Source organism: Pseudomonas sp. P867 (assembly GCF_019891455.1).
GTDB lineage: Bacteria > Pseudomonadota > Gammaproteobacteria > Pseudomonadales > Pseudomonadaceae > Aquipseudomonas > Aquipseudomonas synxantha_A.
This window is the reverse complement of the sequence record NZ_JAFLXB010000007.1, coordinates 18,671-45,075: the sequence shown is the minus strand read 5'-3', so window position 1 is coordinate 45,075 and position 26,405 is coordinate 18,671. Positions and strand designations below refer to the sequence as shown.

20 protein-coding genes are annotated in these 26,405 nt (G+C 60.4%); 16 read left to right on the top strand and 4 right to left on the bottom strand.

The annotated features are described in order from the left end of the window. Position 1 precedes the first annotated feature (1 nt). The 4 genes from pgm to J1G33_RS14430 all read right to left on the bottom strand — a co-directional run bounded on the left by pgm (position 2) and on the right by J1G33_RS14430 (position 6,341). Positions 2–1,645 (bottom strand): phosphoglucomutase (alpha-D-glucose-1,6-bisphosphate-dependent), encoded by a 1,644-nt coding sequence (pgm, locus tag J1G33_RS14445; RefSeq protein WP_223018269.1) that lies wholly within the window; start codon positions 1,643–1,645, stop codon positions 2–4. Positions 1,646–1,750: 105 nt separating this feature from the next. Beyond that, entirely contained in the window at positions 1,751–3,154 is a 1,404-nt protein-coding gene (locus tag J1G33_RS14440) for a PLP-dependent aminotransferase family protein (RefSeq protein WP_223018268.1), read from the bottom strand. Between the two features lie 36 nt (positions 3,155–3,190). Then, positions 3,191–4,615, bottom strand: a complete 1,425-nt coding sequence (locus J1G33_RS14435; RefSeq protein WP_177327387.1) for a hypothetical protein — start codon at positions 4,613–4,615, stop codon at positions 3,191–3,193. Between the two features lie 703 nt (positions 4,616–5,318). Then, positions 5,319–6,341 carry a zinc-dependent alcohol dehydrogenase family protein gene (locus J1G33_RS14430; RefSeq protein WP_223018267.1) on the bottom strand — a complete coding sequence of 341 codons (1,023 nt, stop codon included), beginning with the start codon at positions 6,339–6,341 and terminating at the stop codon, positions 5,319–5,321. Positions 6,342–6,609: 268 nt separating this feature from the next. Here J1G33_RS14430 and J1G33_RS14425 point away from each other — a divergent pair, with 268 nt between their 5' ends. The 16 genes from J1G33_RS14425 to J1G33_RS14350 all read left to right on the top strand — a co-directional run bounded on the left by J1G33_RS14425 (position 6,610) and on the right by J1G33_RS14350 (position 26,135). Next, positions 6,610–7,524, top strand: a complete 915-nt coding sequence (locus J1G33_RS14425) for a LysR family transcriptional regulator (RefSeq protein WP_078821402.1) — start codon at positions 6,610–6,612, stop codon at positions 7,522–7,524. Between the two features lie 132 nt (positions 7,525–7,656). Then, a complete protein-coding gene (locus tag J1G33_RS14420) occupies positions 7,657–8,385 on the top strand; it encodes an AraC family transcriptional regulator (protein WP_223018266.1) in 729 nt (242 codons plus the stop codon). Positions 8,386–8,567: 182 nt separating this feature from the next. Then, positions 8,568–9,632 carry an SDR family oxidoreductase gene (locus tag J1G33_RS14415; RefSeq protein ID WP_223018265.1) on the top strand — a complete coding sequence of 355 codons (1,065 nt, stop codon included), beginning with the start codon at positions 8,568–8,570 and terminating at the stop codon, positions 9,630–9,632. Then, entirely contained in the window at positions 9,629–10,888 is a 1,260-nt protein-coding gene (locus tag J1G33_RS14410; RefSeq protein ID WP_223018264.1) for an aminotransferase class III-fold pyridoxal phosphate-dependent enzyme, read from the top strand. Before J1G33_RS14415 ends, J1G33_RS14410 begins: the two co-directional genes overlap by 4 nt. Positions 10,889–10,903: 15 nt before the next feature. Next, on the top strand, positions 10,904–11,347 hold the full coding sequence (locus tag J1G33_RS14405; RefSeq protein WP_032875168.1) for an SRPBCC family protein: 444 nt from the start codon (positions 10,904–10,906) through the stop codon (positions 11,345–11,347). Between the two features lie 3 nt (positions 11,348–11,350). After that, a complete protein-coding gene (locus J1G33_RS14400) occupies positions 11,351–12,493 on the top strand; it encodes an acyl-CoA dehydrogenase family protein (RefSeq protein WP_032875165.1) in 1,143 nt (380 codons plus the stop codon). Continuing rightward, on the top strand, positions 12,490–13,317 hold the full coding sequence (locus J1G33_RS14395) for an SDR family NAD(P)-dependent oxidoreductase (RefSeq protein WP_078821404.1): 828 nt from the start codon (positions 12,490–12,492) through the stop codon (positions 13,315–13,317). Before J1G33_RS14400 ends, J1G33_RS14395 begins: the two co-directional genes overlap by 4 nt. Positions 13,318–13,327: 10 nt before the next feature. Further along, the gene (locus J1G33_RS14390; protein ID WP_032875159.1) at positions 13,328–14,287 is read left to right on the top strand and encodes a fatty acid desaturase; all 960 of its coding nucleotides are present in this window, start codon (positions 13,328–13,330) and stop codon (positions 14,285–14,287) included. Positions 14,288–14,333: 46 nt separating this feature from the next. Then, on the top strand, positions 14,334–15,149 hold the full coding sequence (locus tag J1G33_RS14385; RefSeq protein WP_032875157.1) for a DUF3050 domain-containing protein: 816 nt from the start codon (positions 14,334–14,336) through the stop codon (positions 15,147–15,149). Positions 15,150–15,178: 29 nt separating this feature from the next. After that, entirely contained in the window at positions 15,179–16,246 is a 1,068-nt protein-coding gene (locus J1G33_RS14380) for an HlyD family secretion protein (RefSeq protein ID WP_223018263.1), read from the top strand. Beyond that, positions 16,243–17,760 (top strand): DHA2 family efflux MFS transporter permease subunit, encoded by a 1,518-nt coding sequence (locus J1G33_RS14375; RefSeq protein WP_148853193.1) that lies wholly within the window; start codon positions 16,243–16,245, stop codon positions 17,758–17,760. Before J1G33_RS14380 ends, J1G33_RS14375 begins: the two co-directional genes overlap by 4 nt. A 22-nt stretch (positions 17,761–17,782) precedes the next feature. Then, positions 17,783–19,126, top strand: coding sequence for a TolC family outer membrane protein (locus tag J1G33_RS14370; RefSeq protein WP_223018262.1), 1,344 nt, complete (start codon positions 17,783–17,785; stop codon positions 19,124–19,126). A gap of 85 nt (positions 19,127–19,211) precedes the next feature. Beyond that, positions 19,212–20,108, top strand: coding sequence for a LysR substrate-binding domain-containing protein (locus J1G33_RS14365; RefSeq protein ID WP_032875145.1), 897 nt, complete (start codon positions 19,212–19,214; stop codon positions 20,106–20,108). A gap of 178 nt (positions 20,109–20,286) precedes the next feature. Then, positions 20,287–21,528, top strand: coding sequence for a multidrug efflux RND transporter periplasmic adaptor subunit MexE (mexE, locus tag J1G33_RS14360; protein ID WP_078821430.1), 1,242 nt, complete (start codon positions 20,287–20,289; stop codon positions 21,526–21,528). Positions 21,529–21,543: 15 nt separating this feature from the next. After that, positions 21,544–24,723: an efflux RND transporter permease subunit gene (locus J1G33_RS14355; RefSeq protein WP_032875142.1), complete on the top strand. Its 3,180-nt coding sequence runs from the start codon at positions 21,544–21,546 to the stop codon at positions 24,721–24,723. Next, positions 24,720–26,135, top strand: coding sequence for a TolC family protein (locus J1G33_RS14350; RefSeq protein ID WP_223018261.1), 1,416 nt, complete (start codon positions 24,720–24,722; stop codon positions 26,133–26,135). The genes J1G33_RS14355 and J1G33_RS14350 overlap by 4 nt, the downstream gene beginning before the upstream one ends. The last annotated feature ends 270 nt before the right edge of the window (positions 26,136–26,405 follow it).

Below are 26,405 nucleotides of genomic sequence, written 5' to 3'. Positions count from 1 at the left end.
GTTACTGGGAAATTGCGCCGTCCACCAGCACCTGCGCCTCTTCCACCAGCTGCTTGAGGTGTTCTTCGCCGATAAAGCTCTCGGCGTAGATCTTGTAGATGTCCTCGGTACCCGATGGCCGCGCAGCAAACCAGCCGTTTTCAGTCATGACCTTCAAGCCGCCAATCGCCTGGTTATTGCCCGGGGCATGGCTGAGGATCTGCTGGATGCTCTCGCCGGCCAATTGGGTGGACGTCACCTGCTCCGGCGACAGCTTGCCCAGCAGGGCTTTCTGCGCCGGGGTCGCCTTGGCATCCACGCGAATGGCAAACGGTTCGCCGAGTGCATCGGTCAGGCCGCGGTAGATCTGGCTGGGATCCTGGCCCTTGCGCGAGGTCATTTCCGCTGCGAGCAAGGCCGGGATCAGGCCGTCCTTGTCAGTGCTCCAGACCGTGCCGTCCTTGCGCAGGAACGAAGCACCAGCGCTTTCTTCGCCGCCAAAACCCAACGAGCCTTCGAACAAGCCATCGGCAAACCATTTGAAGCCCACCGGCACTTCATACAGGCGCCGGCCCATACGTGCAGCCACGCGATCGATCAGGCCACTGCTGACCACGGTCTTGCCCACCGCAGCATCGGCTCGCCAATCAGGACGGTTCTGGAACAGGTAATCGATGGACACCGCCAGGTAGTTGTTCGGCGCCAACAGGCCGCCGGAGGGCGTGACGATACCGTGACGGTCATGATCCGGGTCACAGGCAAACGCCACGTCAAAACGTTCCTTGAGACCAATGAGGCTCTGCATGGCGTAGCTGGAGGATGGGTCCATGCGGATCTGTCCATCCCAGTCCACGCTCATGAAGCGGAAGGTGGAATCCACTTCGGTGTTCACCACCTCCAGGTTCAGGCGGTAGTGCTCGGCGATTGCCGACCAGTAGCGCACCCCCGCCCCGCCCAAGGGATCAACGCCCAGGCGCAGATCAGCACTGCGGATCGCGTCCATATCGATCACATTGATCAGGTCGGCCACATAGCTGTTGAGGTAGTCATGGCGATGAGTGGTGTCCGCCTTGAGCGCCTGGGCATGGGTGATGCGCTTGACCCCAGCAAGCTTGTTGGCTAGCAGTTCATTGGCTTTGGCTTCGATCCACTTGGTGACGTGGGTATCGGCCGGGCCGCCATTGGGCGGGTTGTACTTGTAGCCGCCACTCTGCGGCGGATTGTGCGACGGGGTGATCACAATGCCGTCCGCCAGGCCGCTGGTGCGGCCGCGGTTGTAGCAAATGATGGCGTGGGAAATCGCCGGGGTCGGTGTGTACTCATCGCCCTCAGCCAGCATGACGTGCAAGCCATTGGCAGCGAGCACCTCCAGGGCACTGGCACCGGCCGGCGTGGACAATGCATGGGTATCCAGGCCAACGAACAACGGCCCTGTGATGCCTTGGGCTTCACGGTACAGGCAGATCGCCTGGCTGATCGCCAGCACATGCCATTCATTGAAGCTCAGCTCGAACGAACTGCCTCGGTGCCCGGAGGTACCAAAGGCTACACGCTGGGTAGAGATTGCTGCATCAGGCTGGCCGGTGTAATAGGCCGTGACCAGTCGCGGGATATCCACCAGCAACTGAGCCGGCGCCGGTTTGCCCGCAAAAGGACTGATAGTCATGCATAAACCTCGGAAAATAAGGATTCGGAAAAAATGACAGTTTACTCAGAGTTGGACTACTGAGCGATGTTATCGATCCCACAATTCGGAGAGAAGTTTCACACATTAATCGGTCTGTGCCTGGAGCAGCGCCTGAGCCAGCGCATTCAGGACAATATCCAGATTGGGGTGGCCGCTGAACGTATGACTCAAGCGCATATGCTGGTGATGCAAGCCTGAGAGGCTGAACAACTCCCCCGGCGCAATCACGACCTGCTGGGCGAGCATGCGCTGGAACACCAGACGCATATCCACCGGCACCACCGACTGCAACCAGAAACTTGCCCCGGCCATAGGCATTCGATAACTCACACGCCCTTGCATATGCACATCCAACCGATGGCTCATGGCTTGCGCCTGTTCCTGGAGGCGCTGGCATAACGTCTGCAGGTGCTGATCCAACCGCCCGCTCTCATATAGCCGAGCAATGGCGCGTTGCCGAATGGATGAAAGTCGAAATGAGCGCAGCAAAAACTGGCGCTGCAACTCACTGCCCATTTGCTGCGTCAGTAGGTACCCAAACGGCGCTTCTGGCCCCAACACCTTTTCGAACGAAGAAAACACAATCAGCCGCTGCGGGTTGACCAGGTTGCGCAAAGCCGTTTGCGACGACACGAAGCTCAGCTCACCAAACGTGTCGTTCTCCAGCAACCAACAGGCGTGCCGCTCCAGCAAATGCGCTACTTGCAGCCGTTCAGGTAGCGTCAGCGCGTTACCCGAGGGCATGCTGACCACGGAGGACAGCAGCACAAGGTGCACCGGTTCGTGCTTGAGCAGGTGCTCGAACGTGGCCAAGTCGAAGCTGCCATCGGCGTGCCAGGGCAGTTCGATAACCCGCACGCCAGCGCTTTGTAACAGGCGCAAGACCAGGTAATCGCAGGGCGATTCAGCCAGCACCACCGTACCCTCGAGGCCAAGCGTGTCGATCAGGATTTGCAGTACGCCCTGAAGATCGGCGCCGATATACACCTCGTCGGCCTGCCAGCAATGGCTAGGCGACGAGGTATAACGGGCCGCCAATGCCGCCCGTAATTCCCATACGCCAGAAGGTTGCGACGGTTGCAGGTGGTGTGGATACCTGCGCACCAGCTGGCGCTCCAGCGCAAGCAAAGCGCCATCCAGTGACCCCAACAACGCCGGCTCATCACCACTGAGCACAACCATGGTCGGGCGTCGCGCCGCCGCATACAGCCGCTCAAGCAGGTCGGCGCCCGCCATGACCGGCGGGTTTGTCGCCACAGGCCAGGCGAAATAGCCAGACTTGGCCACCGAGTAGACCCGCCCTTCCTTTTCCAGCAAAGAGTAAGCGTACTGAATCGTCGAGATCGACACGTTCATGCGTGTCGACAACTGACGCAACGACGGCAACTTGACCGGCGTTTCCAGGCTGACTTCGTTGATCAGGTTGATCATGTAGCGGTACACCGCCTGATAGGCAAAGTCTGCCTGCCGCTCTCCCCTCAGGTTCATCGCCGCTCACCGGCATCTATACGCCAATGCACGGTGCTAGCGCCCCGACACTTGGGCGATCCGGGCCTCGGGCCGGCTAAACAGTTGTTTGTGGATGCGAGAGCCGTGCGCAGCCGGCAATGTTCGCTTGCGATACAAATGCTGCAATAAGGCCAGCGGCAAACCACTGGTGTCTACCAGCCACTGATGCAACATGTCCGCAGCAGGCTTGCCCTGCAGCGCCTTGTGCAGTTCGGGCAGTGCCACCAACATGCCGGGATGGCATTGACGCAAGAAGCCCTCCAGCCGTTCGCCATGCTGAACGAAAGGCGCGAACAGCAGGCAAGTCAACTGACTTTCATCCAGACCAAAAAACGCCTGGGCGTAGGTGGTCGACAATACCCGCCCATCCGGGCTGGACGCCTCGGTGATCAACTCAATGGGGACGCGTCTGCGCAGCATGTAGTCTGCCGCGTGACGAACAAAACCTTCGACACCGTGCTCATAGGAGAGCTCACGCAGGCATTGGGCCTGCAAGCCGTACATATGTGCCATGAGCAATGGGTTTGGATAGGCTGGGTGGCTGAACTGGAACTCGAACGGGTCGCGCTTGTGAGCCAGAAACTCCGTAAGCAGCGGCGCGCGCGCGACGTCGACATCGTCGAGCAGGTCGGCAATACCGATGTAGGCCAAATGCCGGTGCCCGCCCCGGCCTGGGTTCTCGGTGCCCGCGTAGTGCTCGCCATAGAGGTCGCGGTAGCAGCCGACGCTCCATTCTTCCATGCGTGCAAACAACCCGTTGAGCGATGTCGGCTTGCCGGGCGCGAACGCGAGACCGGTTGCCAGGGCATTTTTCTTCAGCCACGCGATGTATTGGCTTTGCTTGCGCACCGAATCGCCGCTGACCACTGCGTGCACACCGCCGTTCCAGGTAGCAACCCGCTGATAGAAATCGCCAAGGGCCAGATACGTGTCGTTGCGCAGGATGGCGCGAATGTCCCCGGACGTCAGGTGCCCTATCATCAGCATATTGCGCTGGCTGACTTCACGCCCGGCACTGGACGCCGGGCGCTGATGATTAAAGGGCAGTACTTCATGGTTTTCGACCATCAGCAGTTCAACCCGAGAATCATCATGGAAGAACAACGCGCCATAGCCCTGGTGCAGTGAATCAAGCGTTGCCTGAGTCATACCCGGATGCCGCAACGTTGCCACGCGCAGATGAAAAGTCTTGGGTGCACGCCCGGCGATGCTCAGTTGCGCCGCACGCAACAGCGCCAGGGTGTAGCTGCTGACCTCACCCCCGCCGTGAGCAATCAGCACTTTGTAGTTGCCTACTTGTTCCATGCCACCGGCCGCTACCACAATTCGCTGGATCAACAGTTGCAGTGCGGTACGTTCGTCACGGGTAAAGTGCCCGACCAACCGTTGCAGAACTTGCTGGTAAACATAGTTCATGGCTTGCTCATGAATAGCGCTCATCGTTCTACTACCTGAATTGAAATATTAGCTTCAAGCAATTATCAATTGTCATTGCTCGACCCATTACATCTATAAGTTTGTCGTCAGTTGCATCGTGCGAGGTTGATTCAACATTAGCACCCTGCAACAAAATCGCAGGACCGCTCACCGGAGCAGTCAATGGCGCCACCGATGCTGAGTCGTGGGCGTGCACGGCTTCCAGCGCGGCTGGCCGCATGCCTTAGGAATATTCCGACAACGCCCTACACCACTTTAACTAAGCAACTAAGGAAACGTCCGACGCATATTAGTTACCCGCTCATTGTTGGCTCAGGTAAAGCGACTGCGTATTTGTTTTGCACTTTCGAGAAGGCGACCCGTGCATCGCTAGTTTCAGAGGTGCGAGACGTTAATGTCAGGTATTCAATCATTGCTCAATCCTTGAGATGACAGCGAAGACACAATTATCGGCACTCAAATAATGATTAACAGATACAGAACAACGCCTGAAAGCAGTTCAGATGGGCAGGCGACCGAACTTTTTTGGCGCGCACGCAACAGCGCCGCGCTGGAATTCAGGGCGGCGTAAGGAAAAAAGGTATTGTTTGCAGGGCGCAACACCCTCGCGGCGGCTCAACCCCGATGCGGGTTAAGCCCTGTCAAATGGCGCATTTGCCTCATAGGCTCAGACGCCAACGTATTCATTTACGAATACTCCTACAGCTCAAACAGCTTCAACCTGCAACGCCACACGCTCGCGACACGGGCATTCGTCCATGTATCGATGTGCTTCGACGAACTTACCGAACGGAAACACCGTGGTTTTCAGTGGGACCAGCACCCGGTCGGCCGTCAGTTGGTTGATCTCACGCAAGGCGCGCTGCACTGCCACCTGGTCCTGGATGATGCCCAGTTCCGGCTTGCCCGTGAAGTTGCCGATACAGTGCACGAAGAACTGAATGTTCTTCTGGAACGCCGCACAGGCCGGGAACGGCGTCTGGTTGCCGCCTTGCAGGCCATACAGCACCAGGCTGCCACGCGGTGCCAGCACATCACCGAGCAGCGACATCTGCGGGCCACCCAGGCCATCGAATACCACGTCCACGCCACGGTTATCGGTGAACTTGTTGATCTGCATGAGCAGGTCTTGTTCTTCGGTGACGATGACTTTTTCTGCCCCAAGGGACAGCAGGTATTCGCGCTCGGCACTGTCTTTGGTAGCGGCGATCACCCGCACACCCAAGGCCTTGCCCAGTTGTACAAACGATGGGCCGGAACAATGGCTGGCATCGGTCACCAAGGCAAACTGCCCCGGTTTGACCCGCGCCAGATCCATGTAGGCAAAGTAGGCAATCAGCAACGGCGTGTAGTGCACGCTGGCTTCAATCGGGCTCAACACATCCGGGTAACGGGTCAGGGCCGAACGGGGCAGGACTATTAGCTCGCCGTACACCGGGTAATCATTGGGGCTCTCGGCCGGAAAACTGGCCACCTTATCGCCCACTGCCAAGTCATCCACGCCCTCACCGAGGGCGACAACAACACCGGCCATTTCATGACCAAGGCCCGAAGGCAAGCGCGCATGGGAAGACGCCAGGTTCTGGCGCCACAGAATGTCGTACCAGCTGATGCCAATTGCCTCGACACGCACCTGCACTTCGCCCGGTGCGGGCTGCGCGGCTGCATGCTCTTCGCATTTGAGCACCTCGGCCGGACCAAACTTGTGAAAACGGATCGTGCGGGACATCGCAAACCTCGTCAAAGTAACCTCTAATGCCATGAACTTTATCTGGGCTTTCCAGGTAAGACCACCGGTCGCCATTAATAGTCGACATGCCTGTCATTGATTCCGCGAAGGAGGAGCAGACCTCAACTATCGTAGGAAAAATCAATTAGCCGGTGCAGAGTACCAGCCTTTCCCCGTAAGATTCATGCCGGTCATGCTTCTGAATAGGACCTTATGGGTTCCTGTGTGACCGCTCACATCAAGTTTGCAGACTCTTCCAGGACACAAGATGAACCGTAACGACCTGCGTCGTGTCGACCTTAACCTCTTGATCGTATTCGAAACCTTGATGCATGAGCGCAGTGTGACCCGCGCCGCCGAGAAATTGTTCCTCGGCCAGCCGGCCATCAGCGCGGCCTTGTCGCGCCTGCGTGGGCTGTTCGATGACCCGCTGTTCGTGCGCACCGGGCGCAGCATGGAACCCTCGGCCCGCGCCGTAGAAATCTTCGCCCTGCTCTCCCCGGCCCTGGACTCGATTTCCACCGCCGTCAGCCGCGCCGCCGAATTCGACCCGGCCACCAGCACCGCCGTGTTCCGCATCGGCCTGTCCGATGACGTGGAATTTGCCCTGCTTCCGCAATTGCTCAAACGCCTGCGTTCCGAAGCTCCCGGCATTGTGCTGGTGGTACGCCGCGTCAATTACATCCTGATGCCCAGTCTGCTCGCCTCCGGTGAAATCTCCATCGGCGTCAGCTACACCGCCGACCTGCCGGCCAATGCCAAACGCAAGGTACTGCGGCGCAGCCTGCCAAAACTGCTGCGCGCCGACAGCGTGCCCGGCTCGCTGAGCCTGGACGACTTCTGCTCACGCCCCCATGCATTGGTGTCATTCGCCGGCGACCTGAGCGGGTTTATTGATGAAGAGCTGGAGAAACTCGACCGCAAACGCCACGTAGTACTGGCCGTGCCGCAGTTCAACGGGCTGGGCACGTTGCTGGCGGGTACCGACATTCTGGCCACAGTGCCGGATTATGCGGCTGAAGCGTTGACCGCGGCGGGAGGGTTGCGCGCCGAAGACCCGCCGCTGCCCGTGCGCTCGTTTGAGCTGCATATGGCATGGCGGGGGTCGCAGGATAATGATCCGGGGGAGCGGTGGTTGAGGTCGCGGATTCAGATGTTTTTCGGCGATCCGGATAGCCTCTAGCAAGAGTCGGCTTGATATGCACTCGCTGTGCAACGAAAAGACAGCGACCCAGCGCCGCGCTTGAATCCAGCCCTGCGCAGGCCTACCCTGCACGCGTCGAACAATCACCCAACACGTCAAGGAAGACTTCAAATGTGGGATGGCAGCGTTACCTTTGGCGACTCGTGGGCCGGCTACATTGGCCGTGCGGATCAAAACACTGCTCACTCCCATGTCGCCATCCAACTGTGCATCGGCGTAGGTCACCCCGCCACCCTTGAGTTGCCCGGAAGGGTGCTCCGTGCGGCAGGTGTGATCATCGGTCCCAACGTCGAACACCGTGCCGTGGCGGAGAGTCATCCGGTAGCGTTTTTATATGTCAGCCCGGACACGGCGTTGGGCCGTGCACTCAATGCGTTGCTCCAGGACGATGGAATCGCCCTGGCCAGTGATGAACTGCTGGCGTGCTTTCGCCGTAGCACATCCCTGTCGCACTTTGTCGACGCCCTATCGCGTTTGCTGGCAATTACCCCGCCGATCGACCATAGGCTCCACAAAGCCCTGAATATTTTGCGCCTGGACCGCGACGGCCCAGGTTGCGTCAGTCGCGCTGCCCAGGCGGTGGGGTTGTCCAGCCCCCGGTTGCGCTGCGTCGCCACCCACCAGATGGGTGTTTCCCTCTCCCAGTGGATCATCTGGAACAAATTGGAACGGGCCTCCAAATCCCTGGCCGGCGGTTCGACTTTATCGGACGCGGCCGCCGACGGCGGTTTCTCCGACCAGGCGCATCTGGCTCGCATGATGCGCCGCATGATTGGCATGACGCCGCGCACCGCCGCTGAGGTTTTGCGTAAGACAAGCGTTTCGTTCAAGACGCACTGATATCAAAACGCCAATATCGATCGCATCTTATTCGCGACAACGTTAAGCGCTGATCACCTCCTCCCAGAGCACCTCAGCGCCACCGAAAGTGAATAGAAGAGTGTTCGCCCGGGGCATCTGTGCCTGCAATTCGGCGAAACGCACCATGAATTCTTTCGATGAATCCGCAGGATGCGCCCTACATGTCAGCACAGCAAAAACTAACCGTCCTTCTCACTGGAGGCTCAGGGGTGCTCGGTGAGTCACTGATCGACTGCCTGGCAGAGGACTTTCACCTGGTCTGCCTGGCGCGCAAAAGCCGTATCCGCGATCCCCGAGTGGAAGTGCTCAAGGGTGATATTTGCAGCGTTGACCTAGGCTTGGCCAGCGACGTTTATGCGGCGCTGGTTGAGCGTGTCGACTGGGTGATCCACGCCGCGGCAGTGACGCGCCTGGACGGCGATATCGATCAGATCTTTTCGGTGAACTACCTCGGCACCGAAAACGTCGTGGCCTTCGTGCAGCAAGCCAAGGTGCCGCTGTATCACATCAGCACCGCCTTTACCCACCCTTGCGACTATTACGAAGGCGTGCAACCGGAAACGCCATACGAAGTCGCCAAGCGCCAGGCCGAAACCCTGGTGCGCTCGGCTGGCATCGATGTGTCGATCTTTCGTCCGTCCATCATTATCGGTGACGCCAGCACCGGGCATATGCCCAACTTTCAGGGTTTCCATATGACCATGGGGCTGATGATGTCTGGCGTACTGCCCATCGTACCCTGCCCGCCTGCTGGCTATGTCGACCTGATCGCCCGTGACGTCGCGGCCCGAGCGATTGCCAACGCGCTGCACCAGCGTTTGATCGGCGACGACTACTTTCTCACCAGCGGCCCACAGGCTCTGGATCTGACGGGGCTGCTGGACCTGATGTGCCAATCCATGGAAGCCCAGATGCAACCCTTCACACGGCCACGCTGCATGGCGCCGGATATTTACGAACGGTTGATCCGCCCGGTATTTCTGCCGGCGCTGAGCGGCAATATCCAGGCTGCCCTGACCCGTGCCACCCAGTTGTGCCGCTATGCCTGCCTGCGCACGCCACTGCCCACTTCATTGCCGCAGTTACTCGGTGAGCCGGCGTTCAGCCAGCGTGATGTTGGCCGCGAGTTGCTGCTGTCGCTCAACCACCTGGCACCCAAGCTGGGGGCTCTGACGCGCATGCTCAAGCAGCCGGTGACACCGACCACAGAAGTGAGCGTGGCATGAACCCGACAGTCATCGAACCCACCCTCGACGCCGCACAGGTCGACCAATACCTGCGTCAACACGTCAACTCGGGCTACGCACGCCTCGCTTCGCTGATGAACCTGCCGATCGAGCAATCCAGCCGTGGCGTCTATATCTACGACGAGCAAGGCCGTCAATACCTGGATGCAGGCGGCTATGGCGTGTTTTTCCTCGGCCATGGCCACCCGGTCGTCGTGGAAGCGGTTACCCGGCAACTGCAGCAAAACGCTTTGGCCTGCAAGTTGTTGCTCAACCCGCAACAGGCCTTTGCCGCACGCGCCCTGGCAGCGCAGTGCCCGGGTGACCTGGACTATGTGTTCTTTTGCAATTCAGGCGCCGAGGCCACCGAAGCCGGCTTGAAGCTCGCGCGCCTCAACGGTTGCCGTCGTACGCTGTCGACCTTCGGGGGGTTCCACGGCAAGACCCTCGGCGCCCTCGCCGTCACCGGCCGCGAGAGCTACCGAGAACCCTTCAATGGGTTGCTCAGCGACAGCGAGTTCGTGCCGTTTGGCGACAGCGTCGCACTTGAGCAGCAACTACGCGCATCGCCGGACAAGGCCTGCGTGATCCTCGAACCGATCCAGGCCGAAGCGGGAGTCATTCTGCCGCCATCGGGTTACCTCAGGCGTGTGCGCGAGCTGTGCAATCAGTATGGCGCCGTGCTGATTATCGACGAGATCCAATCTGGCCTGGGCCGCACCGGCTATTGGTGGGGCTGTGACCAGGAACAGGTGGTGCCCGACATCATGCTGGTGGGTAAAAGCCTGTCCGGCGGCTGCGTACCGGTGAGCGCCATGGTCGCCAGCGCCACGATCTATGCGCCGTTCAATCGCAACCCTACGGTCCACACCTCGACCTTCGGCGCCAACCCGCTGGCCATGGCGGCCGTGCAGGCCACGCTGCAAGTGATGGTGCAAGAAGACCTGGTCGCGCGTGCCCGGTTACTGGGCCAGGACCTGCACGCCCGCTTCAGCGCGCTGTTGCAACAAAGAGGTTGGGCCGAACGTGTGCAACTGCGCAGTGCAGGTTTGCTGTTGGGCTTTGAGTTCGCCGAGGCCTCAATCGCCGCCAATATGGTCATGGCCCTGATCGAGCAGCGCATCATTGTGTGCCACTCGCTCAATGATCACCGGGTGATAAGGCTCACGCCGTCGCCATTGCTGACGGCCCAGGATTGCAACTGGTTGATCGAAGGCTTCACCCAGGCACTGACCACTTCGATGCCATCCCTTTAAATGGAGTTTTCCCCCATGCAAGAAGTCAACGTGCAGGCCCATATTCCCCATGCCTGCGCTGATGAAGTATTTGCGGTGATCAGCGATTTCAGCAATTACGTCGAGCTCTGCGAGTCGGTGCGCGATATCAGCATCAACAAGGTCAGCGACCAGGTGTCGTTTACGTCCTGGGAGGTCAACTTCCACAGCGGCATTCTCAAGTGGCAGGAGCGTGACACCTTCAATGCCGACACCCGGGAAATTCATTTCGAGCAGATGGCCGGCGACGTCGATCACTTCTCCGGCACCTGGCACGTCTTGCCGGACGGCAAGGACGCGATCATCTCCTTCAAATCGCGCTTCGACCTGGGCCTGCCGATGCTCGCGGACATGCTCGACCCTGTGGCCAAACAAGCCATCCGGGACAACATTCACTCGATCATCACCGGCCTGTTTCCGGCGAGCTACTTGAAGGCCTGAACCATGTCACTGTCGTTACTGAATCGCTCACGCGATCTGCTTCAACGCTACGCCCCTGGTTTTGACGAGCGTCTGGCGGCCATTCCTCCGGCCCAGCGTGAGGCGCCACAGAGCGAGGTCATCGCCCTGTTCAAGCAACATGGCCCGGTGGGTTTGCTGGTCAACCGCGAAGCCGGCGGGCTGGGCGCGAATATCCTCGACGCGGTGCATGTGCAGATCGCCCTGGGGGCCCGCTCGCCCTCGCTGGCAGTGGCCAGCACCATGCACCAGTTTTCCGTGGCGAGCTTATTGGCACTCACGCAGAACGGTGGCGGCGCCGAAGGCCTGCTGCTGGCTGCCGTCGCGCAAAAACGCTTGTTGCTGTCTTCGGGGTTTGCCGAGGGCACCAGCGGAGCGGGCATTCTCGACTCGGCCATGCAAGCGGTGCACACCCCAGAGGGGGTGTTACTCAGCGGCAGCAAGAAGCCCTGCTGCCTCGGACAGTCGATGGACTTGCTCACCGCCAGCTATATCCGCCAAACCCCTGGCGGCGAAGAGCTGATGGTCGCATTGATTCCGGCCACTGCGCCGGGCATCAGCCGTAATCCCTTCTGGCAGAACAGCGCCTTGGCCGGCGCTGAAAGCATCGAAGTGCGCCTCAACGAAGTGCTGGTACCCGAGCGCATGGTGTTTTCCGCCGGTTACACCCACCAGCTGGGCGACGTGCAAACCGTGGGTTTTATCTGGTTCGAACTGTTGATTTGCGCATCCTATGTGGGTGCCTGCGCCGGCCTGATCGAGTCGGTCACAGACGCCGCCCGCTGGACCGCGCATCACCGCGTGGACCTGGCAGCCGACCTGCAATTGGCGATCAGCGCGCTGGAAGGCGCGGCCCTGGATATCGAGCGCAACCCACAGGACTTGCCTAACGTGCTGGCCCGTCTGCTGCTGGTGCGTTACGGCATCGAGCAACGCCTTGCCCAGCTCTCCGACCAGGCTCACGCCATGTTGGGCGGGATGGCGTTCATCACCAGCAACCTGAGCTCCAACGGGTTGATGGCCTGCCGCGGTCTGCAATTTCATCCACCGGCCAGGATCTCGATGGCGACCAACCTTGACACCTACTTGTCCGCATCAACCTTCAGCATGACCGGAGCGCACTCATGAATCTGCTCGGAAAAACCATTGTTATCACCGGCACCGCGCGCGGCCTGGGTTTCGCAGCGGCCTGCAAACTCAAGCAACTGGGCGCCACCGTGATTGGCCTGGATATTCTCGCACCGCAAGACAGCGGTCTGCTGGACGCGTTTTATCAAGTCGACCTGTGCGACCGCCACGCCGTGGCCAACGTGATCAGCGCTATCAGCACCGATTTCGGCGACATCGACATTCTGGTCAATAACGCCGGCACCCTGACGCTGGAACGCGGCGAAACCGGCGTCACCGATGAGGTGACCCGCGCGGTGGATGTCAACCTGTTCGCGCCTTGGCAACTGACTTCGGGGTTCCTGCCGGGGTTGCTGCGAAAGCGCGGCAAAGTGGTCAACGTGTCCTCACTGTTCGCGCTGGTGAATGCACCCTACGTGGCCGCCTATGCTGCGAGCAAACGTGCGCTGAGCGCTTATTCGGATGTGCTGCGTATGCAGTATCGCGGGGAACTTGACGTGGTCACGGTGTACCCGGGGTTCATCGACACGGCGATCCACTTGCCCGCGCAGCGTGTTGGCCTGTCGGTCAAACGCCTGGTGACCTTCAAATGGGGTGACAAGACCCTGCTGTCCCTCGAAGAAAAGCTGGATGCCGCCGCGAACGGTCTGGTACGTGCCTGCCGGAAAAATGGCCTGCGCAACCGGGGGCTGACATTCATGGGCACGCTGGCCATGTATACCGCACGCAGCGTGCCGAGCGTGGTGGATGGCTTTATCGCCATGCGCCTGCGCACGCTCACGCGCGGCGGCCACCTGGTGCTCAACCCTGAACTGATCGAGTAAGCCGTCGCCAATGGCCAGCCACCTGCACCCCAAGCCCCAGGTCCGTCTCGACCGCGCCTTGTTCAAGGCCCGGCCGAGGGAGTCCTTGCTGATCATCGCCTACGCCTTGAGCCTGTACCTGTTGCCACTGGCACTGTTTGTGTGGGTGACGACCACAGCTTCCACCCTGTGGACGCTGGTGTGTTTGCCGTTGGTGGTATTGGCGGGATACGGGTTATTTCTGCAAGCGATCCTTGGGCATGAAGGTTTCCACTTCAACCTGAGTGCGAACCCCATGCGCAGTTGCTACCTGGGCATTGCCACCAGTTCGCTGCTGCCGGGGTTCTGTGTGACCGGTTACTTTGTAGACCATTGGCAACACCACCGTTACAGCAACAGCACGAAGGACCCGGACTACCGGCTCTTTTCGCGTTACCACACACTGGTAAGCCGCATCACCCTGTCGCGCTTGATCGCCACCCTGCGTTATCTGCAGACCACCTGGCGCCTGGCGTTCGGGCCATTGGGCAATCCCTCGGCGCTGCCGTTGAGTTCAGCCCAGGTGCAATGGCTGGCGCGCTGCAATATCGCCTGTCAGGTTGTATGGCTCAGCCTTTATGGGCTGGCCATGTGGCTCATCGACGGGTTGCTGCTGGGGTTTTCCTTGAGCCTGGCGGTGGCGTTCATGCTGTCGGCGGTCAATGCCTATCAAGAACATGCTTTCGACGCAGGCCCGCACTTGCCGCCAGCGCGTTCACGCACTTCGCGCCTCAACACCTGGCTGCACGCGGGTTCGAACTTTCACCTGGAACATCATTTTTACCCCGCGGTGCCTTGCTGGCGACTGCCCAAGGTACACCGTCAACTGCTGGACGCGGGGTGGTACGAAAACCGGCAATACCTGCTGGAAAAGCACTTCGTGCGGTCTTTCCGGTATGCCACCGGGCGCCACCCCTACCGTACAAACACGGTAAACGACACACACCCTTAATTTCCGCTGGATTTTCTGCCTGACCCTTCAGGCCGCAGGAGCACGCATGCCTTTTGATATCGATAGCCACATTGAAACCGAGCGCGAGCAGCTGTTCAGTCACCCCTTGTTCGCCAGTATCCGCACCGTAGAAGACGTGCGCACCCTGATGGAATTTCACGTGTTCGCCGTCTGGGACTTCATGACCTTGCTCAAGCGTATCCAGCGCGACCTCACCTGCGTGGAGTTGCCCTGGGTACCGCCGGTACACATCACCGCCGCCCGCCTGATCAACGAAATCGTGGTCGGTGAAGAGACCGACGAGCATCCCGAGGGCGGTTTTATCAGCCACCTGGACCTGTACCTCGCGGCCATGGATGAAATCGGCGCCGACAGCAGCGTATTCCGCCGCTTCCTGGCCGCTATCCAGGCCAAGGTTCCGCTGGCCAAGGCGCTCAACCACGGAGAGATTCCAACGGCGGCCAAAGTGTTCATGTGCCAGACCCTCGATATTGCGCAACACGGCAGCACCGAAGCGGTCCTGGCGTACTTCTTCTTCGGGCGTGAAGACATTATCCCCGACATGTTTGGTCGCCTGCTGTCGCAATGGTCGGTCAGTGAAAGCGAGGTACCGATGCTCACGTATTACTTGAAGCGCCACATCGAGATGGATGGTGACGATCACGGCCCGGCGGCCAAACGCATCATCGCCGAAATCGTCACCAGCCCCGCGCAACACCTGCACATGGTCGAGAGTGCGAAAACCGCAATCAACTCACGGATTGACCTGTGGAATGGCGTGCATCAGTTCCTGCTGGACAAGGCTCAGCCGACGGTGAGCCGTCCTGCGCGGGAGGTCCACACCGTTTCTGAGCCTGCTTGACCTCAACGTGCATCGACAGGGAGTACCACATGACCAAAGGCAAGTTGATAAAACTGACGCTGTGCGGCGTCGTGGTCGGCGGGTTGCTGATACTGGGCTGGCAGCGCTGGCAGTATTCCAGCACCTACGTGAGTACCGACAACGCCGAACTCGACGGGGTGATCATCCCGGTACGGGCCAAGCTCTCGGGCGTGGTGATCAGTGTGCCGGTGGTGGACAACGTCACAGTACAAAGCGGCGACCTGCTGTTTCAGATCCGCGACAGTGAATACCGCTACCAGCTGCAGCAGCGCGAAGCACAGTGGCAAGCGCTGCTCGCCGCCGCCGGGCGCGCAGGCGTGCCGGGGGCGCTGGACAGCCAGGTGCTCGGTGCAGTGGCCATGCGCGAGGCCGCGCAAGCGGCCCTGGCTCAAGCGAGCGCCAACCTTGAGCAAGCGCGTAACGACTACCAGCGTGCCCGTCGCCTCGGCGCTCAAGGCGTGCTGAGCACCCAGGACCAGGAAGTGGCCAAGGCGCGTTTCGATGCCCTCAGCCATGCCCAGGGGGTAGCGCGCAGCAACGCCCAGGCCGCGGCCCAAAGCACCTTGGCCAACAAGGCCGAACTCAAGGTGCAGGACTATCGGATCGCGGCCGCGCAAGCTGAGCTGGAACAATCCAGGATCCAGCTCAACGACACCCGCCAGACCGCGCCGTTGCGCAGCATTGTCTCGAAAAAAGAAGTGGAGCCTGGCCAGTTTGTGGTCGCCGGCCAAAAGCTCATGAGCCTGATCGCCACCGAACCGCTGTGGATTACCGCCAACTTCAAGGAGACCCAGGTGGGCCGCGTGCGCGTCGGCCAGAACGCCCGAGTTACCGTGGACGCCTTCCCCGGGCACGCCTTCGACGGCGTCGTCGAAAGCCTGGCACCGGCCACCGGGGCGAAATTCTCATTGCTGCCCCAGGAGAATGCCACGGGCAACTTCACCAAAGTGGTGCAGCGCGTGCAGGTGCGCATCGCGCTCAACGCTGTGCCGGATGACTACAAGTCGCTGTTGAGCCCGGGCATGAGCGCGTTCGTCGAAGTGGCCGCACCTGACGACTCCGGCCAGACGCTATGAGGTCGCCCTACCTGATTGCGTTTACCGTCACGCTGGTCTCGATGATGGAGCTGCTCGATGTCACCATCGTCAACGTCGCGATTCCCAGTCTGATGGGCACCTACGGGGCGTCGGTGGATGAAATCTCCTGGGTCTCCACCGGTTATGTGGTGGCCAACGTGGTGATTCTTCCGGTCAGTGGCTGGCTATCGGCGTGGTTCGGCCGGCGTACTTATTACCTGGTCTCTACTGCGCTGTTCGTACTGGCATCGTTGGGTTGCGCGATGTCTGCCGAACTCTGGCAACTGGTCGCGTTTCGGGTGCTGCAAGGCCTGGCGGGCGGCGGGTTGCTGGGCATTTCCCAGGCCATCATCTACGACGTGTTCCCCAAGGAAAAAGTCAGCAGCGGCATGGCGTTGTACGGCGTGGGGGTGATGATGGGGCCAACCCTCGGCCCGACCGTCGGCGGCTACCTGATCGACACCTTGTCGTGGCACTGGATCTTCTTGATCAACTTGCCGATCGGTGCCGTGGCCTTGTTGCTGTGCTGGCTGTGTATCAACGACTCGCCCAACGAACAAAAACCTTCCAGCGTCGACTACAGCGGCTTCTGCTTGCTGGCTCTGGGCGTCGGCAGCCTGCAGATCCTGCTGGAGCGCGGCGAACACTGGGACTGGATGGCGTCCAACTGGACCGTAGCCTGCCTGTTGCTCAGCAGCTTCAGCCTGGTGGGCTTCTTCTGGTGGGAGCGGCGTGTGGCCAACCCAATCGTTAACGTCGCACTGTTCCAGAATCGCGAGTTCCTGATGGGATGCATCTGTGCATTTTGTGTGGGCTTCGGGCTGTACAGCACGTTGTTCATGGTGCCGCTGTTCTTGCAGACCTTACTGGCGCAGAGCGCTTACCAGAGCGGGCTGGTGATTTTCCCCGGGGCAGTGGCCAGCGCCATCAGCACCTTGGTGATCGGCAAGCTGTCCCAGGAAAACAAGATCGACGAGCGCGTGTTCGTCACGCTGGGCATCGTCATGTACTGCTATGCCATGTTCCTGCACACCCAGTTCACCCTCGACAGTAACCCGGACACGCTGTACTGGCCCTTGGTGATCCGCGGCCTGGGCCTGGGCATGATCTTTGTGCCGCTGACCAACCTGGCGATGCGCCGCCTGCCGCTGACATTGATCTCCGGTGCTTCGGGCGTGCTCAACCTGATGCGCCAGTTGGGGGGCAGCGTGGGTATCGCCATCGCAGCCACCCTGCTCACACGGTTCTCGTGGGAACGCTACCGCCTGCTTTCCGAACATGTCACCGAATCGAGTCTGGTTGCCAGCGGCTGGGGAGGTGTGGAAACCGACCCGCTGTTTCTTTCCCTGGGCCTGGCGAGCCATCAACAAGCCCTGGCCCTGATGCCTTACCTGCAAGCGCGCGAACAAGGGCAAATGCTGGCGTTCAGCATGCTGTTCGGCACCTTGGGAGCGGTAATGGCCATTGGTATTCCCATGGTGCTGATGATGCGCAGAAGCCACATCAGTCGATAAATCTTTCAGTGGAGCACACCCCTTGCGTATTCCAGGTTTGCATCTCAACACCACCCCGCTGCTCATGCCTCTGTATTGGCTGGCACTCGCCTGCGCGCCCACCCAGGTATCGGCAAATGACTTGTACCACCTGTACCAGAAGGCACTGACCCACGACATGCAGTTCGCCGCCGCACAGGCCCAGCAATTGGCCACGGCAGAAAAGGAACCGCAAAGCCGTGCCAACCTGCTGCCAGACCTGTCTGTCACCGGTGGCGCGGCCTGGGTCGATGCCGAGGACTCTTCCGATTATCATCGCAATCGCAATAACACCAACGCCTACGCGGTGGTCCTCACACAGCCGCTGCTGCGTTGGCAGAATGTGATCGCCCACGACCAAAGCAAACTGTTGATCAGCGCCAGTGAACTGCACACTGAACAGGCGCGCCAAGCGCTGATGCTGCGCGTTGCCCGCGCTTATTTCGACGTGCTGCTCAATCAGGAACTGTTGAACACCCGCACACAACAGCTACAAACCCTGCGCGAGAGCCAGACGCGCAGCCAGCGACTGCTGGCCGACGGGGCTACCACCGCTAACGCGCTCGCGCAGGTTCAGGCCAAATACGACCAGGCATTCGCCGAACAGATTGCCGCCCGTGGTGCATTGGACATCGCCAACGAAACACTCACCCAATTGACTGCCGCACAGGCGGGGCCTTGGTCAGGCAAAGAGCCGCAGTTCAGTGCCCCGGTGCCCGCTGCCATCGATGATTGGGCCACGACCGCGCAACAGGGCAACCTCGCCGTACAGGCGGCGCAGATTGCCCAGCGCCTGGCCGAAATGGACATCGACAAGGAACGGGCCGGCCATTTGCCCACCCTTGATCTGATCGCCGCCCATGGCCGCTTCGCCTCTGTCGGCGGTGATGTATACGATGTGACGTTACCGGAAAATCGCTATAACCAGACCGTGGTCGGGGTCAAACTGAGCGTTCCGCTCTACAGCGGTGGCCGCACCAGCAGTCGCGTGCGCGAAGCCCATGCACTGCAAAGCAAGGCAGCGGACGAAGTCGAAGACGCACGCCGCAACGCCGGGATGAAGGCCCGTCAGGCCTACCTGCAAGTCACCAACGGCATGAGCCAATATCAGGCACTCAAGCAGGCCTTGAACTCCAGCCAGATCAACCTCGCCGCCGTGACCCACGGCTTCGAAGCCGGTTCCCGCATCAACACCGACGTACTGGATGCCCAACAGAAAGTCACCGATACCCAACAACGCCTGGCCCAACAACGCTATGCGATCCTGATGGCCCAGTTGCACCTGTTGGCGTCCACCGGCAACCTGAGCGACGCGCGCCTGCGTGAGGTCAGCCGTACACTGAACTGACGCACGGATGAAAGCGCTGACATTCGCTCAACGTAGGGCCTGAGTTGGATTAAGCTGAGGGCATCTCAAAAATGGAACACTGCCCATGTTCGACCTGAACGAACTCTTCCTTTACGCCAAGGTGGTCGAGCACGGCGGCTTTGCGGCGGCGGGCCGAGCGTTGAACCTGCCTAAATCGACCCTGAGTCGCAGAGTCGGTCAGCTTGAGGCAAGGCTTGGGGCGCGGCTGATACAGCGTTCGACGCGCCAGTTCCAGGTTACTGATATCGGCCAGGCCTATTATCGACATTGTGTGGCGATGATTGCCGAGGCCGAGTCGGCAGAAGATGTGGTGGCCTTCAACAAATCAGAACCTCGCGGCTTGATTCGCCTGAGTTGCACCACCGCGCTGCTCAACTATTGGGTGGCGCCGATGCTGGCTCAATTCATGGCGCAATGCGGCAACGTCGAACTGAATGTGAAGAGCTTCAACCGTAAGGTCGATGTGATTGCCGAGGGTTATGACCTTGCCTTGAGCCTGTGTTTCCCCCCCCTGGAAAGCAGTGAACTGGTGATGAAACTGCTCGGTAAAAGTACTCAGGTGCTGGTGGCGAGCGCGGCTTTTTTGCAGGACTATGCCCTGCCCTCGCAACCCGCCGACCTTGCCGGGCTGCCCACCGTGCACTGGGGCAACCTGATGATTCAGTACGTGTGGGAGCTGACCGGCCAGGATGGTGCGACGACGCAAATCCAGCACACGCCGCGCCTGGTCAGCGATGATGTGCCGACTTTGAAAAACGCGACACTGGCGGGAGTAGGCATCGCCAACCTGCCGTGGGTGGTGGTCAAGGAGGATGTCGCCGAGGGGCGTCTGGTTGTCTTGCTGCCTGAGTGGCAGCCCGTGCAAGGCGTTATCACGGCGGTATTTCCATCCCGGCGCGGGCTGATGCCGTCGGTGCGCGCCTTGATCGACTTTCTGGGTGAAGCATTCGATGCACCTTAGGCAACAGTCTATTGTCATCAAGGCTATTGATAGCTCCCTAACGAAACCCTCATGCTAGAGGGCTGACTCCCCTCTTATATCATTCCGAATGATAGTTACCTTTGCTTCATTCGATTCGTGACATAGCACCCCGCCGCGCATGATCCGCCCATCTCAAATACATTGGCGGATGCACCTCATGGAACAGTCACTCAAACTTTTGCGCTTCCCCCTGGCGATTCTGGCCGTGGTGGTGATGAGCGCGTGCGGCAAGTCTCCCGAACAAGCGGCCGCCATGCCCCCAGCCAAGGTCAGCGTGGCCAAGGTACTGGAACAGCCGGTCAACGAGTGGGACGAATTTACCGGACGGCTGGAAGCCCCGGAAACTGTGCAAATTCGTCCTCGGGTGTCCGGCCAGATTGACCAAGTCGCTTTTACTGAAGGCGCTTTGGTCAAGAAAGGCGACCTGCTGTTCCAGATCGACCCGCGCCCGTTCCAGGCCGAAGTGCGCCGCCTGGAAGCCCAGCTTGCACAGACCAAAGCCGCCGCCACCCGCAGCGAAAACGAAGCGCAACGCGGCGAACGCCTGCGCCAGAGCAATGCGATCTCCGCTGAACTGGCCGACTCGCGCACCACCGCCGCCCAGGAGGCCCGCGCCGCCATGGCCGGGATCCAGGCGCAGTTGGACCTGGCCCGCCTGAACTTGAGCTTTACCCGTGTCACTTCACCGATCAGCGGCCGCGTCAGCCGTGCCGAAATCACCGCCGGCAACCTGGTGACCGCCGACACCACTGCGCTGACCAGTGTGGTGTCCACCGACAAGGTCTACGCCTACTTCGACGCCGACGAGCGTGTGTTCCTCAAGTACACCGAACTGGCCCGTGAAGGCCGTCGCGGCGCAACCACCCCGGTGTATCTGGGCCTGTCCAACGAAACCGGCAACCCGCACCTGGGCCAGATGAACTTCGTCGACAACCAGGTCAACCCGTCCACCGGCACCATCCGTGGCCGTGCGGTGTTTGACAACAGCAAGGGCGAATACACCCCTGGCCTGTATGCGCGCTTGAAGCTGGTCGGCAGCGGCACCTACTCCGCCGTGCTGATCAACGATGAAGCCGTCGGTACCGACCTGGGCAAGAAGTTTGTGCTGGTGATGGACGGCGACAAGCCGGCTTACCGCGCGGTGGAATTGGGGCCCAAGATCGAAGGCTTGCGCATCGTACGCAGCGGCCTGACCAAGGACGACACCGTGATCGTCAAGGGCCTGCAGCGTGTGCGCCCCGGCTCACCGGTCGCGCCGGAAACCATTCCGATGGCCAGCAAGGAAACCCTCGCCGCCTTGGCCCAACAACGACAAGCGCTTGAAGCCAGCAACCTGGAGCAAGTGGCGCCGGAAACGACCGCGCCCAAGCTCGCCAGCACTGCGACTCCACGCGGTTAAGGGATAAGACTCAAGATGAATTTTTCCAAGTTCTTCATTTCGCGGCCGATCTTCGCAGCGGTGCTGTCGCTGTTGATCCTGATCGCGGGTGCAATCTCGCTGTTCCAACTGCCGATCAGCGAATACCCGGAAGTAGTGCCGCCGACTGTGGTGGTACGCGCCAACTTCCCGGGTGCCAACCCCAAAGTCATCGGCGAAACCGTGGCCGCACCGCTGGAGCAGGCCATCACGGGTGTCGAGAACATGCTGTACATGTCCTCGCAGTCCACCGCCGACGGTAAGCTGACCCTGACTATCACCTTCGCCCTGGGCACCGACCTGGACAACGCGCAGGTGCAAGTGCAAAACCGTGTGACGCGGACTCAGCCAAAGCTGCCGGAGGAAGTGACACGCATCGGTATCACCGTGGACAAGGCTTCCCCCGACCTGACCATGGTGGTGCACTTGACCTCCCCGGATCAGCGTTACGACATGCTGTACCTGTCCAACTACGCGATCCTCAACATCAAGGACGAACTGGCCCGTTTGGGCGGCGTCGGCGATGTGCAGCTGTTCGGCATGGGTGACTACTCCCTGCGCGTATGGCTGGATCCGAACAAGACCGCCTCGCGCAACCTGACCGCCACCGATGTGGTCACGGCGATCCGCGAGCAGAACCGCCAGGTGGCTGCCGGTGCCCTGGGCGCTCAGCCTGCGCCGAGTGACACCAGCTTCCAGTTGTCGGTCAATACCCAAGGCCGCCTGGTCACCGAGGAAGAGTTCGAGAACATCGTGATTCGTGCCGGCGCCAACGGTGAAATCACGCGCCTCAAAGACATCGCCCGGGTCGAGCTGGGCTCCAGCCAATACGCGCTGCGCTCGTTGATCGATAACCAGCCGGCCGTTGCGATTCCGATCTTCCAGCGCCCCGGCTCCAATGCCATCGACATCTCCAACGATGTGCGCAGCAAGATGGCCGAGCTGAAAAAGAGTTTCCCGGCGGGCATGGATTACCGCATCGCCTATGACCCGACCATTTTTGTACGCGGCTCTATCGAAGCGGTGGTGCACACACTGTTCGAAGCGCTGATCCTTGTGGTGCTGGTGGTGATTCTGTTCCTGCAGACCTGGCGCGCCTCGATCATTCCGTTGGTGGCGGTGCCGGTATCCTTGATCGGTACGTTTGCGGTGATGCACCTGTTCGGATTCTCGCTCAACGCCCTGTCATTGTTCGGCCTGGTACTGGCCATCGGTATCGTGGTGGATGACGCGATCGTGGTGGTGGAGAACGTCGAGCGCAATATCGAACTGGGCCTGGAGCCGTTCCCGGCCACCGAAAAAGCCATGAGCGAAGTTACCGGCCCGATCATCGCTACAGCGCTGGTGCTGTGTGCGGTGTTCATTCCAGCCGCTTTTATCAGTGGCTTGACCGGGCAGTTCTACAAGCAGTTCGCGTTGACCATCGCGATCTCGACCGTGATCTCGGCGTTTAACTCGCTGACGCTGTCCCCTGCCCTGGCCGCCGTGTTGTTGCGCGGTCACGATGCGCCGAAGGATCGCTTCTCGAAGTTCCTCGACAAGCTCTTCGGTGGCTGGCTATTCCGTCCCTTCAACCGCTTTTTCGAAAAGGCCAGCCATGGCTACGTGGGTACCGTACGCCGAGTGATTCGCGGCAGTGGTATTGCCCTGTTCGTATACGCCGGGCTGATGGTGCTGACGTTCTTCGGGTTTGCTCACACCCCGACCGGTTTCGTACCGGCCCAGGACAAGCAATACCTGGTGGCCTTCGCCCAACTGCCCGACGCTGCAAGCCTGGACCGCACCGAAAACGTGATGAAGCGCATGTCGGAGATCGCCCTTAAACAGCCCGGCGTGGAGGCCGCGATTGCCTTCCCGGGCCTGTCGATCAACGGCTTCACCAACAGCCCGAACAGCGGCATTGTGTTTGTGACCTTGAAGCCCTTCGATGAGCGTAAAGACGCGAGCATGTCGGCCGGGGCGATTGCCGGGGCGTTGAATGGCCAATACGCCAACATTGAAGAAGCGTACATGGCGATCTTCCCGCCGCCGCCGGTACAGGGCCTGGGCACCATCGGCGGGTTTCGCCTGCAGATCGAAGACCGTGGCAACCTCGGCTATGACGAGTTGTACAAAGAAGTCCAGAACGTGATTGCCAAGAGTCACAGTGTGCCTGAACTGTTCGGCCTGTTCACCAGCTACACAGTGAACGTGCCGCAAGTCGACGCCGCCATCGACCGCGAAAAGGCCAAGACCCATGGCGTAGCGATCAGCGACATCTTTGACACGCTGCAGGTTTACCTGGGTTCGTTGTATGCCAACGACTTCAACCGCTTCGGGCGTACCTACCAGGTCAACGTGCAGGCCGAGCAGCAGTTCCGTCAGGACTCCGATCAGATCGGCCAGTTGAAAGTGCGCAACAACAAAGGCGAGATGATCCCCCTGGCGACCTTTATCAAGGTCAGCGACACCTCGGGCCCGGACCGCGTGATGCACTACAACGGCTTTATCACCGCTGAAATCAACGGCAACGCCGCACCGGGCTACAGCTCCGGCCAGGCCCAGGCTGCGATTGAAAAGCTGTTGAAGGATGAACTGCCCAACGGCATGACCTACGAGTGGACTGACCTGACCTATCAGCAAATCCTCTCGGGCAATACCGCGCTGTTCGTGTTCCCGCTCTGCGTGCTGCTGGCGTTCCTGGTACTGGCCGCCCAATACGAAAGCTGGAGCCTGCCGCTGGCGGTGATCCTGATCGTACCGATGACGCTGCTGTCGGCCATTACCGGGGTGATCATCTCGGGCGGCGACAACAACATCTTCACCCAGATCGGCCTGATCGTACTGGTGGGCCTGGCCTGCAAGAACGCGATCCTGATCGTCGAGTTTGCCAAGGATAAACAAGCGGAGGGCCTCGACCCGCTGGCCGCGGTACTGGAAGCCTGCCGCCTGCGTCTGCGGCCGATCCTGATGACCTCGTTCGCGTTCATCATGGGTGTGGTGCCGTTGGTATTGTCCAGCGGTGCGGGTGCCGAGATGCGCCATGCCATGGGTGTGGCGGTGTTCTCCGGGATGATTGGTGTGACCTTCTTCGGTCTGTTGCTGACGCCAGTGTTCTACGTACTGATCCGTCGCTATGTTGAGCGCCAGGAAGCGCGCAAAGCGGCCAAGGCCTTGAAGCTGGAGACACAGCAATGAGTGTGAAAGTATTCCTGCCGAGCTTGCTGGTACTGGCGCTCGCCGCCTGTGCCGTAGGCCCGGACTACAAGACCCAGCAACTGGAGGCGGCCAACATCACGGCCGCCGCCGACAGCAAAAGCTACGACCATGCCAAGTACGAAGGCATCTGGTGGCAGCAGTTCGAAGACCCGACGCTCAACCAGCTGGTAACCCAGTCGCTGAGCGGCAACCGTGATTTGCGCGTAGCCTTTGCCCGCCTGCGGGCAGCACGGGCTATCCGTGACGACGCGGCCAACGACATCATGCCAGTGGTCACCTCCCGCGCCAGCAGCGATGTGGGCAAGAGCCAGATTCCCGGCCAGACTACCAAGCGTGTCAACAGCGAGCGCTATGACCTGGGCCTGGACATGGCCTGGGAAGTGGATTTGTTCGGGCGCATCCGCCGCAACCTGGAAGCCAGCGACGCTGACCAACAGGTGGCCGAAGCCGACCTGTACCAACTGCAAGTCACCATGATCGCTGAACTGGTGGATGCCTATGGCCAACTGCGCGGGGCGCAACTGCGTGAACGCATCGCCCTGGACAACCTGAAGAACCAGCAAGAATCACGCACCATCACCGTCAGCCTGCGCGATGCCGGCGTGGGTGATCAACTCGACGTCGAGCGTGCCGACGCACGCCTGGCGGCGGTGGAAGCCAGCGTGCCGCAGCTGCAAGCCGAACAAGTGCGCGAGCGCAATCGCATCGCCACCCTCCTCGGCCAGCGTCCCGACAAGCTGAGCGTGGACCTGAGGCCCAAAGACCTGCCGGCAATCGCCAAGGCCCTGCCGATTGGCGACCCGGGGCAATTGCTGCAACGGCGCCCGGACATCCTAAGCGCCGAACGCAAGCTGGCCGCCGCCACCGCGCGTATCGGCGTGGCCAAGGCCGACCTGTTCCCACGGGTCAGCCTCAGCGGCTTCCTCGGTTTTACCGCCGGGCGTGGTTCGCAGATCGGCTCGGCTGCAGCAAATGCCTGGTCCCTGGGCCCGAGCATTACCTGGGCCGCGTTTGACCTGGGCAGTGTGCGTGCGCGTTTGCGCGGTGCGAATGCCGAGGCCGACGGCGCCCTGGCAACCTACGAGCAGCAAGTGCTGCTGGCCCTGGAAGAGTCCGAGAACGCCTTCAGCGATTACGGCAAGCGTCAGCAACGCCTGGTGTCTCTGATCCGCCAAAGCGAATCCAGCCGCGCCGCCGCCGACCTCGCCGCGATCCGCTACCGCGAAGGCACCGTGGACTTCCTGGTACTGCTCGACGCCCAACGCGAACGCCTGGCCGCAGAGGACTCCCAGGCCCAGGCCGAAGTGGATCTGTATCGCGGCATTGTGGCGATCTACAAGGCCTTAGGGGGTGGCTGGCAGCCGGATACGGTGGTGGCCAGCAGCAAGTGAGGTAAAGAGCTCCTTTGGTTGGTCGCATCCAGCCAATTTTTAGCCCTGCGATCCATTCGGTCGCGGGGCTTTTTTTTGCCGGGACTTCCTAAAATGTTGAAAGTAACTTCTGTAAGTCAAATAAGAAGGCCTTCGTAGGTAATTTCCTAGTACTGCGCCATACCTGGCTTCCAGGTTTAAATACTTCAGAAACAACAGTGCATTTTCATGTAGGCAAGCGGTACACCCACGTTAAAGTAATTGGCGCACGTGTCGACAACCAAGTGCCAC

Bases quoted from the DNA above. Each gene is read 5' to 3' on its own strand.
- pgm (WP_223018269.1), bottom strand. From the start codon at position 1,645: ATGACTATCAGTCCTTTTGCGGGCAAACCGGCGCCGGCTCAGTTGCTG.
- J1G33_RS14390 (WP_032875159.1), top strand. From the start codon at position 13,328: ATGGCCAGCCACCTGCACCCCAAGCCCCAGGTCCGTCTCGACCGCGCC.
- J1G33_RS14430 (WP_223018267.1), bottom strand. From the start codon at position 6,341: ATGTCCCGCACGATCCGTTTTCACAAGTTTGGTCCGGCCGAGGTGCTC.
- J1G33_RS14395 (WP_078821404.1), top strand. From the start codon at position 12,490: ATGAATCTGCTCGGAAAAACCATTGTTATCACCGGCACCGCGCGCGGC.
- J1G33_RS14350 (WP_223018261.1), top strand. From the start codon at position 24,720: ATGAGTGTGAAAGTATTCCTGCCGAGCTTGCTGGTACTGGCGCTCGCC.
- J1G33_RS14385 (WP_032875157.1), top strand. From the start codon at position 14,334: ATGCCTTTTGATATCGATAGCCACATTGAAACCGAGCGCGAGCAGCTG.
- J1G33_RS14405 (WP_032875168.1), top strand. From the start codon at position 10,904: ATGCAAGAAGTCAACGTGCAGGCCCATATTCCCCATGCCTGCGCTGAT.
- J1G33_RS14440 (WP_223018268.1), bottom strand. From the start codon at position 3,154: ATGAACCTGAGGGGAGAGCGGCAGGCAGACTTTGCCTATCAGGCGGTG.
- J1G33_RS14425 (WP_078821402.1), top strand. From the start codon at position 6,610: ATGAACCGTAACGACCTGCGTCGTGTCGACCTTAACCTCTTGATCGTA.
- J1G33_RS14380 (WP_223018263.1), top strand. From the start codon at position 15,179: ATGACCAAAGGCAAGTTGATAAAACTGACGCTGTGCGGCGTCGTGGTC.
- J1G33_RS14415 (WP_223018265.1), top strand. From the start codon at position 8,568: ATGTCAGCACAGCAAAAACTAACCGTCCTTCTCACTGGAGGCTCAGGG.
- J1G33_RS14375 (WP_148853193.1), top strand. From the start codon at position 16,243: ATGAGGTCGCCCTACCTGATTGCGTTTACCGTCACGCTGGTCTCGATG.
- mexE (WP_078821430.1), top strand. From the start codon at position 20,287: ATGGAACAGTCACTCAAACTTTTGCGCTTCCCCCTGGCGATTCTGGCC.
- J1G33_RS14355 (WP_032875142.1), top strand. From the start codon at position 21,544: ATGAATTTTTCCAAGTTCTTCATTTCGCGGCCGATCTTCGCAGCGGTG.
- J1G33_RS14435 (WP_177327387.1), bottom strand. From the start codon at position 4,615: ATGAGCGCTATTCATGAGCAAGCCATGAACTATGTTTACCAGCAAGTT.
- J1G33_RS14365 (WP_032875145.1), top strand. From the start codon at position 19,212: ATGTTCGACCTGAACGAACTCTTCCTTTACGCCAAGGTGGTCGAGCAC.
- J1G33_RS14420 (WP_223018266.1), top strand. From the start codon at position 7,657: ATGTGGGATGGCAGCGTTACCTTTGGCGACTCGTGGGCCGGCTACATT.
- J1G33_RS14400 (WP_032875165.1), top strand. From the start codon at position 11,351: ATGTCACTGTCGTTACTGAATCGCTCACGCGATCTGCTTCAACGCTAC.
- J1G33_RS14410 (WP_223018264.1), top strand. From the start codon at position 9,629: ATGAACCCGACAGTCATCGAACCCACCCTCGACGCCGCACAGGTCGAC.